The organism is Prolixibacter sp. SD074, assembly GCF_009617895.1.
In the GTDB taxonomy this organism is placed as follows: domain Bacteria; phylum Bacteroidota; class Bacteroidia; order Bacteroidales; family Prolixibacteraceae; genus Prolixibacter.
The window spans coordinates 3,855,914-3,870,136 of record NZ_BLAW01000001.1 but is presented as its reverse complement, the minus strand read 5'-3'; the positions used below and the strand labels follow the sequence as shown (position 1 = coordinate 3,870,136).

Sequence of the window (14,223 nt, the reverse complement as noted above, 5' to 3'; positions counted from 1 at the left end):
TCACTTATCACTTCCGGCTTATTCGTGTCGGGCCGGATCATCTTCCGTTAACTGAAGTTTCATCTTCAGGTCCTTCAACTTAAGCTCTTCAAGCACTTTCTTATATTCAAATGGGATCACCTTAACAAATTTGGGAAGGTGTTCATCCCAGTTGGTCAGAATTCTCTCGGCCAGCGAACTTTGTGTATGCAGCAAATGATTACTAATCATCTCCTGAAGTTCCTGGATATCCGCTCTGTCCTCAACAGGCGACAGTTCCACAAGCCCTTTGTTGCAATAGTAATCGAAATCGCCCTTTTCGTCGAGTACATACGCGATTCCGCCGCTCATTCCTGCAGCAAAGTTTCGTCCGGTTGTTCCGAGTACTACAGTTCGTCCACCCGTCATATATTCACAGCAGTGATCGCCGGTTCCCTCAACCACAGCTTTGGCCCCGGAGTTACGAACACAGAACCGCTCACCTGCCACACCGCGGATGTAAACTTCACCACCGGTAGCACCATATAACGTCGTATTACCAACAATGATATTGTCTTCCGGCACAAAGTTGGAACCCATTGGCGGTACTACGGTGATTTTACCTCCGGAAAGTCCTTTACCGAGGTAATCATTGGAATCACCTTCCAGGCGGAAATTAATACCTCTTGCCAGGAATCCGCCAAAGCTCTGTCCTGCCGAGCCTTTAAAGGTACAATTGATGGTATCTTCCGGAAGGCCGTCTTCTCCATACCGCTTGGAAACCTCGCCCGAAAGCATGGCCCCTACCGTCCGCATCACATTGTTAATTTCGTGTGCAATCCAAATTTTCTCACCACCTTTAATGGCTTTATTCGCCTCGCGGATGAGCGTTCGATCAAGCACATCGTCCAGGTTCTTGGTGTTCGGCTGAACATTGTGTATTGGATATTGTGATGCCTCTTTGGGAACATACAGCAACTTCGAGAAGTCAACCCTCTTCATTTTCCAGTTCATCGCATCCGGATTCGGCTCCAGCAAATCGGCACGTCCCACCAGCTCATCGAAGGTGCGCATACCGATTTCTGCCATGTATTCACGAATTTCGCGGGCAATAAACTGAAAATAATTGATGACATATTCCGAACGACCAATGAAACGCTTGCGTAACTTTTTGTTCTGTGTCGCAATTCCTGCCGGACAGGTATTCAGGTGACACTTCCGCATCATCACACATCCCATTACAATCAGCGATGCTGTGGCGATACCAAATTCTTCGGCACCCAACAGTCCCATGATCACGACATCACGCCCCGTCTTCAACTGACCGTCGGTCTGCAATTTGACGCGTCCCCGCAGGTTGTTCATCACCAGTGTTTGCTGCGTCTCGGAAATTCCAAACTCGGCAGGCAAACCGGCATGTTTGATGGAACTGGCGGGAGAAGCACCTGTTCCACCCTCTGTTCCGCTGATAATAATAATATCAGAGAATCCCTTGGCTACACCAGCAGCTACCGTTCCTACACCCGTCTCAGAAACCAGTTTGACAGAAACCTTGGCGGCAGTATTTACATTTTTCAAGTCGTAAATCAACTGTGCCAGGTCTTCAATCGAATAAATATCGTGATGCGGAGGTGGTGAAATCAGCGTAATTCCCGGAGTCGATTTACGGGTTTTCGCAATAATCTTATTCACCTTATATCCCGGGAGCTGTCCCCCTTCTCCGGGTTTTGCCCCTTGTGCAATCTTAATCTGTATCTCCTGTGCATTGATCAGGTAGTTATTGGTCACGCCAAAACGCCCCGATGCAATCTGTTTGATTTTGGAATTTCGCTCTGAGCCGAAACGGTCCGGGTCTTCTCCTCCTTCGCCGGTATTGCTTCGTCCGCCGATAGCGTTCATCGCGACAGCCAACGCTTCGTGTGCTTCTTTCGAAATAGAACCATACGACATCGCACCGGTCACAAACCTTTTCATAATGCTTTCTGCCGGTTCAACCTCGTCAAGCGGAATCGGATTCTTTTTCCACTGCAAGGCGCCACGGATGAAGGCAGGCTTCTGGTTTTCCTTGTCGACCAGCTGACTGAACTTCTTGTAAACATCGTAATCGTTGGTTTTGGTCGCCCATTGCAATAATCCGATCGTTTCGGGGTTCCAGGCGTGGTGCTCACCATCGATTCGGTAATGATATTCACCGGTATTCTTCAGCATGAATTTATGCTGACTATTGGGAGCAAAAGCCTGTACATGGAACATCATCACTTCGCGGTAAATCTCTTCGAGACCAATACCGCTAATACGCGACGCTGTGCCTTTGAAATACTTATCGATGAGTTCCTGGCTTACGCCGATGGCTTCAAAAATCTGGGCCCCGTGGTAGGAACGCAGCGTGGAGATACCCATCTTCGACATAATCTTCAACAAGCCTTTATCGATGGCTTTGATGTAATTCTTACGGGCATCCTTATACTCCATGGAAATTTCACCATCGCGTACCTGCTTATTCAACGCGGCGAATGCCAAATACGGATTCACGACACTGGCCCCATATCCCAGCAACAGGGCAAAATGCATTATCTCACGCGGCTCGGCTGACTCAACAATGATACCAATCTGCATCCTTTTTTTCTTCTGGATGAGGTGGTGATGCACAGCAGAAACACAAAGCAACGAAGGAATCGGCGCCTGCTCCGCTGAAACTCCGCGGTCGGTTAATATAATCAGGTTCTTTTTGTCGTCAACGGCCTTTTCGGCCTGCGCCAACATCTGATTAAACGATTGCTTGAACCCTTCTACTCCATCCTTGACAGGGAAAAGCATCGGGATAGTGGCATGATTGAATGCTTCATGCTTTAAATCCTTAATCTTACCCAAATCGGTGTTGGTAATAATCGGGCTATCGAATTTGATCAACTTACAATGCTCCGGACTCTCCTCCAGCATATTTCCCGAAAGGGAACCAATATAATTGGTGAGCGACATCACCAGTCCTTCCCTGATGGGGTCGATTGCCGGGTTGGTCACCTGGGCAAACATCTGACGGAAGTAACTGAAGAACCGCTTTGGTTTTTCAGAGAAAACAGCGATTGGAGTGTCATTCCCCATGGAACTGGTCGGCTCAGCACCGTTCTCTGCCATCGGCTTCAGCAACATATTGATGTCTTCCTTTGAATAGCCAAAAACTTTGGCATAAGCCGGAAAGTCATCCCCCATGTTGGAAGATACACGCTGCTTGACCACAATGTCTTCCATCAACAGGCGATTTTCTTTCAGCCAGTTGATGTAAGGGTTTCTGCGGGAAAGCTGTGCCTTTACTTCCTTATCAGGAATAAGGATACCTAGTTTGGTGTCAACCAGCAGCAATTTCCCTGGACGCAGCCGTCCTTTTTCCTTAATCTGTTCTGCAGGGAAAGTTTGTACGCCCACTTCCGAGCCCATTACGATGAGATCGTTGTGGGTTATTACATACCGTGAAGGACGAAGACCATTCCGGTCGAGTGTTCCACCAATATAACGGCCATCGGAGAAAATCATTGATGCAGGTCCGTCCCATGGTTCCATCAGGGTGGAGTTATATTCATAAAATGCTTTCAGGCTTTCCGGTATCGGGTTCTTCTCGTTGAACGATTCCGGAATCATCATACACAGGGAGTGCGGCATATCACGGCCAGTCTGGTGCAAAAATTCGAGAACGTTGTCAAAGGAGGCCGAATCAGATTTGCCGGGTTCAACCACCGGGAAAAGTTTTTCAAGCTCGTCGCCGAATAAATCGGACTGAAGCAGCGATTCGCGGGCGTGCATCCAAAGGCGGTTTCCTTTAACTGTGTTAATTTCACCGTTGTGTGCCACCATGCGAAACGGCTGCGCCAGATCCCAGGTTGGAAAAGTATTGGTACTAAAACGGGAATGAACCAGTGCAATCGCACTCTTCGTCTCCGGATGAGTTAAATCGTTATAGTAGCTACGCAACTGATCGGGCGTAAGCATACCTTTATAAATAATTACCTTCGTTGAAAAACTAGGCAGGTAGAACGATTCTTTCTCATTCAGATGAGAATCACGAATCTCGCGCTCAGCTTGTTTTCGAACCAAATACAATTTTCGCTCCAGCGCATCCTGTTCCAAGTGGGCTGTAACAAAAACCTGCATCACCTTTGGTTCGGTCCGCCGCGCAATTTCACCCACGACAGAGCTGTCAACCGGAACATCTCTCCATGCAATCAAACGCAATCCTTCCAGTTCGATATAACGATTCATTACCTCCTGACATACGGCGGCCTCCTCCTCTTCTACCGGGAGAAACACCAGCCCTGTACCATAATGGCCGGCTGAAGGCAAATCTATTTTCTGTGAGATGAAAAAATCGTGCGGAATCTGGAGCAAAATACCTGCTCCATCACCAGTTTGATTATCGGCGCTGGTTGCACCCCGGTGGTCCATGTTCCGCAGTACAGTCAACCCTCGCTCTACAATATCATGTGACTGCTGACCTTTGATGTGCGCAACAAACCCAACACCACAGGCATCGTGCTCGTTTACAGGGTCATACATCCCCTGTATTTGTGGAAATCTTTTCTGCACCATATCTGAAAAATTTAATAGACTAAACTCAGGAAAACCGGAAGTAACTTCAGGCTACTTCCAAGAAATTATTACAAAAGTAAGCTGCCAGGCGGAAATCTGTAAGTAAAAAACAACCTATTTTTTTAGACTGAAAGCAAAAATAGCTTTTTTATCTTACAATTCCAACAACGGAGGCACTGCGGGGGAGCTGGAAAGTCCTGAATTGAGGTAGGTTAGCCTAATTACATATATACAACAGGATGATTTATAAGTGCATAATCGAACGTATTAAGTTTTCGTTAATAGAACTGCCATATATGATTAAAATATGAATGCTTAACAGCAATAAAAAAGCCTTTCCGTTACTGAAAAGGCTCTTTTGAGAACAAATTGTTCAAAACAACTCATTATTCCCCGCCTAACAATCGCTGAAAGGCAACTTCAACCTTTCCAAAGGAGAATCCGTGAAGGACACCCTCCATCTTCTGATTAATCTCTTCCAAACAGAGATTTCCAATGCTGCCTTCGTGTGTATGATGAACCACCTTATCAGGCTCAAATTCCCCTTTGTTAATCTCTTCCCCCACTTCCCGGTAGGCATCCCTGAACGGCACACCGGAAAGTACTCGCCGGTTCACTTCCTCTACGCTATACATATATTTATAACGTTCATCATCCAAAATAGACCCATTCACCGTTAGGTTGGCAATCGCAAAATTGGCAATCTCCAAACAGTCGTTCAATTCGGCAAAAGCAGGAATGAAAACCTCTTTGACCAGTTGCAAATCCCTGAAATATCCGCTGGGCAGATTATTAATCATCAACGTTATTTGATTGGGCAATGCCTGCATTCGGTTACAATGCGATCGTAAAAGCTCAAACACATCCGGGTTATTCTTGTGTGGCATAATACTGGAACCCGTTGTTAATTCCTTTGGCAAAGAGACAAAGTTGAAGTTCTGGCTCATATATAAACATACATCCATGGCCAGTTTTGCCAGTGTAGCAGCAACCGAAGAGAGCGCAAAAGCAACGATCTTCTCGGTCTTCCCTCTTCCCATCTGCGCATATACCACATTATAATTCATGGTATCGAATCCCAGGAGTTCTGTTGTCATCTGCCGGTCCAGTGGAAAAGAAGAGCCATACCCCGCTGCGGAGCCCAACGGATTCTGATCGGCCATACGGTAAGCTGCCTGAACCAACAACAAATCGTCAATCAAGCTTTCAGCATAAGCGCCAAACCACAAACCGAACGAAGACGGCATGGCCACCTGCAGGTGTGTATAGCCCGGCATCAATGCCTCTTTGTACTTTTCACTTTGGCTTACGAGCGTTCGGTACAATATCTCCACTCTTTCAACCAGTTCCTTCAGCCCGTGACGCGTGAAGAGCTTCAAATCCACCAAGACCTGGTCGTTACGTGAACGACCGCTGTGTATCTTTTTGCCTACGTCCCCCAACCGCCTGGTCAACAACAGCTCCACCTGGGAATGTACATCCTCCACCCCCTCCTCGATAACGAATTCACCGGTTTTGATCTCCTTATATATCTTACGTAGTTCGTTTGTCAAAACCGTCAGCTCGTCGCCTTCGAGCAAATTGATGGATTCCAGCATATGAATGTGTGCAAGCGAACCAAGCACATCAAATTCAGCCAGCGAATAATCCATCTCCACATCCTTACCAACTGTAAATCTCTCAATTAGAGCATCAACTTTATATCCCTTGTCCCAAAGCTTCATGTTGTTTATTTTAGGATTTGCCAAACAAAGTTAATTGAAGTTTGCATAAAGGGTGAATTATAACGACAGATTGAGACTTAAACAGGAAATATTTTATGATCCCTTAATTATTCGCCCCTATTAATCTACTTATTGCAATAACCCATTCGCCAACCCCCCCCGAATTTTCACCAATAGCCAAACTAACTTCTTTCTTTACAATCCTTCAACAACATAACAACTACCGCAACTCTTAATTAAATATCAATCATTTTGTCATAATTACTCATTGTTACCTACCAATTTGTGATTGTTTCTTAAGTTTTTGTTAATTGACGGCACCACCACGTCCTACAATGGGGGGTTAAATAAAAAATAAGTATACTTTTGAAGACATAACCCCATAGAATAATGGGTTTAGTTATATTTTTTTAGTTCTTTTTATAATTATTACCCCATAAAATAGCGCCATATAAAAAATACAGACAACTCAGGAAGGAAACTTAAAATGTATGTTTAACCCTAAAGAATGCTCAAAATGAAAAAACTTGTTACTGTAATCTTCTCATCACTGCTGCTGCTCACTGCAACAGTTGGTATAGCTCAGGAATCAAAAGGCTCCTGGGATGTTGGAGCAGATCTCTACAACCGTTACGTCTGGAGGGGTACCGATTTCGGTAATTCACCTGTTGTACAACCTACCATTGAATATTCGGTTGGTGGATTTGCCATTGGTGCATGGGGCAGTTACTCTCTCAGTGCCAACACTGGAGGAACCGAAGCTGACCTTTACATGAGTTATGCCTTCGATTCGGGACTAAGTTTCACATTTACCAACTACTATTTCCCCGTTGAACCAGGAAACACGGGTAATTATTTTGACTTTAGCAACAAATACCACACTTACGAAATTGGCGCATCACAAGCCTTGGGTGATTTCTCCCTTTCGGGATACTACTACCTGAATGCCAACAATGACCTTTACTTCGAAGCTGGTTACAACTTTAAACAAGTGAATCTTTTTGTCGGTGCCGGTAACGAAAGCTACACAACAGACAGCAATTTCAATGTAGTCAACATTGGCATTTCAACTTCCAAGGAAATTCCGATTACTGAGAAGTTTTCACTTCCGCTTACAGGTAGTGTTATTGTCAACCCTGACAAAGAGCAAATCTTTTTTGTCGTAGGTATTTCTCTCTAAACCATCATCAAGAAAAAATCACATACACATGAAAAAAATTGAAGCAATTATCCGCAAAACAAAATTCGATGAGGTGAAAGAAGCCCTCAACGAAGTAGGGATTGATTTCTTCTCGTACTGGGATGTCCGGGGTATCGGTCAGGCCCGCCAGGAAAGAGTCTATCGCGGAGTGGTTTACGACACGAGTTCCATTGAGCGTACCAAACTCTCGATTATTGTACGCAACAAAAACGTGGACAAAACGATAAAAGCCATCCTTGCTACGGCACAGACTGGTGAAATTGGCGACGGTAAAATCTTCGTCGTTGACATCCAGCAGGCTTATCGGATCAGGACCGGTGAGTCTGGTGATGAGGCCTTATTTATAAAAGGTCGGGAGGAGTAAAATCGGAAACCAAAACACTCAATATAGTAGATTATGCAAGAAACTTTGAAAATAACAGATATTGCGTCGGCGGTTAGCTCCAACGCAACCTCACTCGATACCGTCTGGGTACTCGTGGCAGCCGTTTTGGTCATGTTCATGCAACCTGGCTTTGCAATGGTCGAAGCTGGTTTTACCCGGGCAAAAAACACCGCCAATATCCTAATGAAAAACCTGATGGATTTCAGCGTTGGTTCATTGGCCTTTTGGTTGGTTGGATTTAGTCTGATGTTCGGCGGCGACATCGGTGGCCTTATTGGTAAACCGAATCTCTTCTTCACTGCAAGTTACGGAAATGACATTCCGGATTTAGCCATCCTGTTTTTCCAGACCGTATTTGCAGCTACTGCGGCTACGATTGTTTCCGGTGCCGTTGCTGAACGGACTAAGTTTAGTACGTACCTAATTTTCAGTGTCGTTATAACCCTTTTTATTTATCCTGTTTCAGGCCATTGGGTCTGGGGAGGAGGTTGGCTTTCGGAACTTGGCTTTCATGATTTTGCCGGCTCGACCGTTGTTCACTCTGTAGGTGCCTGGTTAGGCCTGGCTGGCGCCATTATGGTTGGACCCCGTATCGGGAAATACAACGGCAAATCAAAAGCCATTCCTGGCCATAACCTCACCTTCGGAGCCCTTGGCGTATTTATTCTGTGGTTTGGATGGTTTGGATTTAACCCTGGCTCACAGCTTGCCGCTGCCGGATCAGATAACTCCCATGCCATCTCATTAATATTTATTACGACTAACCTGGCTGCAGCGGCGGGAGCGCTGTCATCCATGCTGGTATCATGGGGACGGTACAAATTCCCGTCACTGTCATTAACCCTGAACGGTGCTTTGGCAGGATTGGTAGCCATTACAGCCGGCTGTGACACCGTCACTCCCGGTGGCGCTATAGCGATTGGTGCTATTGCCGGAATCATCCTGGTATTTGGTGTCGAATTTATCGACCAGAAACTACACATAGACGACCCCGTGGGTGCTGTATCGGTTCATGGATTGGGTGGGGCCGCCGGAACCTTGATGGTTGGTCTATTCTCTACCAATGGTGGTTTGTTCTACGGCGGTGGAGCACACTTACTGGGAATCCAGGCTCTTGGAGTACTGGCTGTTATGGCCTGGAGCCTGGGTACTGGCTATATCCTGTTCAAGCTTTTGAAATCAACTATTGGACTGCGTGTTTCACGCCGGATCGAAGAAGAAGGCCTGGATGTTTACGAACACGGAGAATCGGCTTACAACTAACTGCCATAGGTTAGTTATAAGACAGGGGGGAGTTGTTTATTCAGCTCCCCTTTTGTTTTCTTCATATCACCTCAATCTTCTATTCTCAATCCGCCATACTTGCCCATCTTTCAGATTTTCCTAACTTAGAAACCCCGAATTGAAAACAAACGTAATGAGCAAAGAACCTCAACAAACGGGACCTTTACTTAAAAATCCCAACCTTTATATCATCTTTTTCATTACACTAATGGCCGTCATGGGTGTAGCCAGCATTACACCGGCTTTCCCCGACGTTATTCACTATTTTAAAATCAGCCCCGCCGAAGTTGGGCTACTCATCACCTCTTTTACCCTGCCAGGCGTTTTACTAACTCCGGTTGCCGGCATTTTAGCCGACCGGCTGGGGCGGAAAAATATTCTGGTCCCGTCACTTATCCTATTCGGAATAGCAGGCCTGGCTTGCATGTTCACTCGCTCGTTTGATGTCTTGCTGGCACTCCGTTTCATACAAGGTATTGGAGCAGCCTCATTAGGAAGCCTGAACATTACACTCATTGGCGATTTGTTTGCCGGGCAGCAACGTGCAGCTGCCATGGGATACAATGCCAGCGTGCTAAGTATCGGAACAGCATCGTATCCGGCAATTGGCGGAATACTGGCCATGTACGGTTGGCAATATCCGTTTATATTGCCTGTTCTTGCCGTCCCCGTGGCTATTTGGGTTTTAACCCGATTGAAAAATCCGGAACCTGACAAGCAACCCGATTTAAGAACTTACCTGAAACGTGCCTGGAAAAACATTAACAAGCATGATGTATGGGGCCTATTTATCATGAATATCCTCATTTTCGTCATTTTGTATGGAGCCTACCTCTCCTATTTCCCTCTCTTACTAAAAAACAGATTGCATGCTAATGCCCTCCAAATTGGACTGACGATGTCCGGTTTTTCCATCGTTACCGCTATCACTTCTTCTCAATTAAAAAAAATTAACCGATGGTTTAAACCGCGGACCCAACTGATTTTTAGTTTTATTTTCTACTTAATTGCCATGGCCTTCATGTCCTTCGCTTCTTCCTGGACAATACTTCTGATTCCTGTCGTCACTTTCGGCCTTGGACACGGGATGGCCATTCCGGGAATCCAGAATCTCCTGGTAGGTTTTGCACCCATGAAGGAAAGGGCTGCATTCATGTCCATCAACAGCATGGTTTTGCGACTTGGACAAACGCTCGGGCCACTGTTTATCGGAATATTTTACAGCCTCGGAGGAATTACCACAGCATTTGTTGCCGGCGCCGGCGTTGCCTTCGTCATGGTAACACTTGCACTGTTCGTTATCAAGCTAAAACCCACGACAGAACCAACATCGTAAGAAACTTTTTCAATAAGCTGTATTATTACTAACGAAATTAATCTCAAAAGTACATGCGAAAAGACGATATAAAACTGGGAGAAGCCGTTTCGATGGGTATCGGAGGCATGGTTGGCGGAGGTATCTTTGCCGTTCTCGGGCTGGCCATCGCATTGAGCAAAGGAGGGACACCTGTCGCATTTATGTTGGCCGGGATTATCACTTTGTTAACGGCTTATGCCTATTCCAAACTCTCCCTAAAATATCCCAGCAAAGGTGGCACTGTTAATTTCATCAACAAGGCATTTGGTAAAAACGTTTTCAGCGGAGGCACGAATAACCTGTTATGGATAAGCTACATCATTATGCTTTCGTTATACTCCTCTGCATTCGGCAGTTATGCCGGCAATTTATTTCATATCGTCAGTGACAACACGCTCAACAAACACATTTTTATAACGGGAATCATTGTATTTTCTGCCATACTAAATTACCTGAGCGTGCGTATCATAGCCGAAGCCGAATCGATAGCCGTGTATATCAAAATGACGATTCTCACGCTATTTATTCTGATAGGTGGTTACGGCTTATTTCATACCAATCATCTGATGCAGTTCGAATTCAGCAACTGGACCGGTCCTGTAAAATTATTTAGTGGCGGCATGGTCATTTTTGTGGCTTACGAAGGATTTGAATTGATTGCCAATGCTTCACCAAACATTGTTAATCCGAAAAGAAATATTCCCAGGGCTTATTTCATCGCTATTTCCATTGTCATTTTACTCTATGTGCTTATTTCTTTCGTTACGGTAGCTTCACTCACCTTCGATAAAATTCAGAAGGCCCAGGAATATGTTTTAGCCGAAGCCGCCAAACCGGAACTGGGACAAGTGGGATTTACCATTATTTCACTGGCGGCAATGATTTCGACGTTTACAGCTATTAATTCCACCCTCTTTGGCGGAAGCCGTGTCAACTACGAACTGGGAGTAGATGACGAACTACCTCACGAGTTCACCAAACATTTCTGGAACCAACCCGTGGGAATTCTATTTACTTCCGTCTTCACTTTATTGGTTGCAAACACACTTGACCTGGAAAGCATCTCCACGTCGGGAAGTGCCGGCTTCCTCATCATTTTTGCGATTGTCAACCTGGCTAACGTCAGGTTATACAAAGAGACCGCTTCCAAGCGGTACATATCGATTGCCGGTTTTGCTATGTGCACAATCGCTTTTCTCTTTCTGTTGAAAAACCAACTGGGCAATAATTTCACGGGGATGATAATTTCGCTGGGAATTATTGCGGCATCGTATGTAATGGAATACATATACAAAGCCACTGAAAAAAAGAAAAATCCGGGATCGGCTTATTCCGAAGACTGACGAAAACAGCCTCTCTCCGCGCGGGACCAACGGGAATATAAAACCTCTGACCCTTTTGACTGTTTTATCTATGAAATATCGTAAAACAAGCTAAGATGAACCTGGAAGATATTACCCGATTAATCAAAGAAAGAAGAACACATCCGACCCGTTTTTTTAACGAACAGGGAGTCCCGAAAGAACTCATCAGGCAGTTGCTTGAGAATGGCAACCGAGCTCCAAACCACAAAAATACTGAGCCCTGGAGATTCATTGTTTACAGTGGCGAAGGCAGAGAAAAGTTCATTACGGAAGTTAAAAACACGCTTGAACAGGCACAGCAAAAAGGGACCAAAGTTCCTACCGATAAAGTAACTAAGTTTGCCTTACACTTCCGGAAAGCGCCGGTAGCTATTGCCATTGTCGCCAACCTCGATGCAGAACACCGTCTTCCCGAATGGGAAGAAATGGCCGCTGTATCGATGGCGGTTCAAAACATCTGGCTGTCAGCCACGGCTGCCGGACTAAGTGTTTTTTGGGCTACCCCATCGTTCATTAATCTGTTGGGCAGTTCTCTCGATTTGAAACCGAACCAGAAATCGATGGGCTTTCTATTCCTGGGCTATGCCAACCGTCCGTTTCCGGCAAACGGCAGAGAATCTATCGAAAATAAAATCGTCTGGAAAGAATGATCCATTTTTCTTATGCATTTCATGACAGAATATCCATTTATTTACTAACAACACAACTATGACATCGTCAGAAGATACCAAACTAGCCGTATTGATTGACGGCGATAATGTCCCCAACCGGAGCGTGAAAGAGATGATGCAGGAGATCGCCAAATACGGAAATGCAACCATTAAACGGATTTATGGTGACTGGACCCGTCCAAACCTGAGTGGATGGAAAGCGGTCCTTCTCGAAAATGCCATTACCCCAATTCAGCAATATGGCTATACCACTGGCAAAAATGCCACCGACTCAGCCATGATTATTGATGCCATGGACATTCTCTATTCAAAAAAAGCCGATGGTTTTTTCCTGGTTTCCAGCGATAGTGATTTTACCCGACTTGCGACCCGTCTCCGGGAGGCTGGAATGAAAGTTTACGGTATGGGTGAGAAGAAAACGCCTGATCCCTTCATTGTGGCTTGTGACAAATTCATTTATATTGAAATTCTTCAAGGTGACAATGAGCCGGATTCAAGAGCCGGTGAATCCACGAGCGCCAAAGGAAAAAGTACCCGCAAGAAAACATTTGACAAAATTACCGGTAAAGTAATCCGACTCATCGAATCAACAATTAACGATACAGCTGATGAGGATGGATGGTCATTCATGGGAGACGTGGGGACATTATTGTTGAAGAAACAGCCGAACTTCGATCCACGTAATTTCGGCTACCAGAAACTAACTCCGCTTATCAGTTCAATAGACAAATTTGAGATTGAGCAACGTGCCAATCAAAGAGGTAAATCCAATTTGATATACGTACGGAATAAAGAAGACTGAGACCTTAATCTCTTCGGGAAATGACCTGTTTTCCCGTGTGCCTGAGGTTATTTTAGCCTACGCAAGAATTAGTAACTTGCTGTTATCTAACATCTAATAATACTGTTTTCGCACACGGCAAATAACCTATAGCACTGTTTTATTCTAAGGAAAAGTCCTATATTTAGCGATACTAACCATGTATTTTTCTCGATGACAGATGACCGCAAAATATGGAATGACTTCAAATCGAGCAAAGATTACGCCCTTTCCCATATTTACCACCATCACATCGATCTCCTCTTTCGCTATGGCCGGAAGTTCTCCAGGGATGAAGAGCTAATTAAAGATTCTATCCAGGAACTTTTTTTCGATTTAATAAGAAATAGAGAAAATTTGGGCGATACAGACAATATCCAATTCTACCTTCTCAAGTCGCTAAAAAACAAGCTAATAAGAGCCATACAGAAAGACCGGAAGTACATACATCAGGTAACAGAAATGACCGGACCTGAATTTTCATCTGTCTATTCGCAGGAGGAGGACCTGGTTGAACGTGAAGACAGGGAACGAAACGAACAATTACTTTTAAAAGGATTCGACAAACTCTCTCCGAGGCAACGCGAGATTCTTTTTTATCGTTTTACCTGTGAACTTGACTACGCAGAAATTTGTGACATCATGTCCATTAAATATGACTCAGCCAGAAAGATGGTTTTCAGAGCATTGAACAAACTTAGGGAGGTACTCAGCGCAAGCGATATCATACTTCTCTTTTTACTGAAGTCATGTTAATGTTAATTAATTTTAAATTTTTTTAAAATTTTCTGTCCACAAACTTCCCTATTGTGTCTTTACTACTTAAAAGCATAACTGTAAAGACACATTCAATTGAAAATTAAGTACCTTAAATACAC

10 protein-coding genes are annotated in these 14,223 nt (G+C 44.8%); 8 read left to right on the top strand and 2 right to left on the bottom strand.

The features are described 5' to 3' along the window. Nucleotides 1–18: 18 nt before the first annotated feature. Nucleotides 19–4,539, bottom strand: a complete 4,521-nt coding sequence (gltB, locus tag GJU82_RS16610) for a glutamate synthase large subunit (RefSeq protein ID WP_194831090.1) — start codon at nt 4,537–4,539, stop codon at nt 19–21. Between the two features lie 386 nt (nt 4,540–4,925). Next, on the bottom strand, nt 4,926–6,263 hold the full coding sequence (argH, locus tag GJU82_RS16605; protein WP_153633175.1) for an argininosuccinate lyase: 1,338 nt from the start codon (nt 6,261–6,263) through the stop codon (nt 4,926–4,928). 517 nt (nt 6,264–6,780) lie between these two features. Here argH and GJU82_RS16600 point away from each other — a divergent pair. From GJU82_RS16600 to GJU82_RS16565, 8 genes are all read left to right on the top strand, one after another. Beyond that, complete coding sequence (locus GJU82_RS16600) at nt 6,781–7,443, top strand: hypothetical protein (protein WP_153633174.1); 663 nt, start codon at nt 6,781–6,783, stop codon at nt 7,441–7,443. Between the two features lie 28 nt (nt 7,444–7,471). After that, complete coding sequence (locus tag GJU82_RS16595; RefSeq protein ID WP_153633173.1) at nt 7,472–7,828, top strand: P-II family nitrogen regulator; 357 nt, start codon at nt 7,472–7,474, stop codon at nt 7,826–7,828. A 33-nt stretch (nt 7,829–7,861) separates the two neighbouring features. Then, nucleotides 7,862–9,112 (top strand): ammonium transporter, encoded by a 1,251-nt coding sequence (locus GJU82_RS16590; RefSeq protein WP_153633172.1) that lies wholly within the window; start codon nt 7,862–7,864, stop codon nt 9,110–9,112. Nucleotides 9,113–9,266: 154 nt separating this feature from the next. Beyond that, the gene (locus GJU82_RS16585; protein WP_153633171.1) at nt 9,267–10,469 is read left to right on the top strand and encodes an MFS transporter; all 1,203 of its coding nucleotides are present in this window, start codon (nt 9,267–9,269) and stop codon (nt 10,467–10,469) included. A 53-nt stretch (nt 10,470–10,522) separates the two neighbouring features. Continuing rightward, nucleotides 10,523–11,833 (top strand): APC family permease, encoded by a 1,311-nt coding sequence (locus tag GJU82_RS16580; protein ID WP_153633170.1) that lies wholly within the window; start codon nt 10,523–10,525, stop codon nt 11,831–11,833. Between the two features lie 95 nt (nt 11,834–11,928). Continuing rightward, nucleotides 11,929–12,504 (top strand): nitroreductase, encoded by a 576-nt coding sequence (locus GJU82_RS16575; RefSeq protein ID WP_153633169.1) that lies wholly within the window; start codon nt 11,929–11,931, stop codon nt 12,502–12,504. A 58-nt stretch (nt 12,505–12,562) separates the two neighbouring features. Next, nucleotides 12,563–13,327 (top strand): NYN domain-containing protein, encoded by a 765-nt coding sequence (locus GJU82_RS16570; protein WP_153633168.1) that lies wholly within the window; start codon nt 12,563–12,565, stop codon nt 13,325–13,327. Nucleotides 13,328–13,519: 192 nt separating this feature from the next. Next, nucleotides 13,520–14,101, top strand: a complete 582-nt coding sequence (locus GJU82_RS16565) for an RNA polymerase sigma factor (RefSeq protein WP_153633167.1) — start codon at nt 13,520–13,522, stop codon at nt 14,099–14,101. Nucleotides 14,102–14,223: the final 122 nt, after the last annotated feature.

Bases quoted from the DNA above. Each gene is read 5' to 3' on its own strand.
- GJU82_RS16595 (WP_153633173.1), top strand. From the start codon at position 7,472: ATGAAAAAAATTGAAGCAATTATCCGCAAAACAAAATTCGATGAGGTG.
- GJU82_RS16570 (WP_153633168.1), top strand. From the start codon at position 12,563: ATGACATCGTCAGAAGATACCAAACTAGCCGTATTGATTGACGGCGAT.
- GJU82_RS16590 (WP_153633172.1), top strand. From the start codon at position 7,862: ATGCAAGAAACTTTGAAAATAACAGATATTGCGTCGGCGGTTAGCTCC.
- GJU82_RS16580 (WP_153633170.1), top strand. From the start codon at position 10,523: ATGCGAAAAGACGATATAAAACTGGGAGAAGCCGTTTCGATGGGTATC.
- GJU82_RS16585 (WP_153633171.1), top strand. From the start codon at position 9,267: ATGAGCAAAGAACCTCAACAAACGGGACCTTTACTTAAAAATCCCAAC.
- GJU82_RS16565 (WP_153633167.1), top strand. From the start codon at position 13,520: ATGACAGATGACCGCAAAATATGGAATGACTTCAAATCGAGCAAAGAT.
- GJU82_RS16575 (WP_153633169.1), top strand. From the start codon at position 11,929: ATGAACCTGGAAGATATTACCCGATTAATCAAAGAAAGAAGAACACAT.
- gltB (WP_194831090.1), bottom strand. From the start codon at position 4,539: ATGGTGCAGAAAAGATTTCCACAAATACAGGGGATGTATGACCCTGTA.
- GJU82_RS16600 (WP_153633174.1), top strand. From the start codon at position 6,781: ATGAAAAAACTTGTTACTGTAATCTTCTCATCACTGCTGCTGCTCACT.
- argH (WP_153633175.1), bottom strand. From the start codon at position 6,263: ATGAAGCTTTGGGACAAGGGATATAAAGTTGATGCTCTAATTGAGAGA.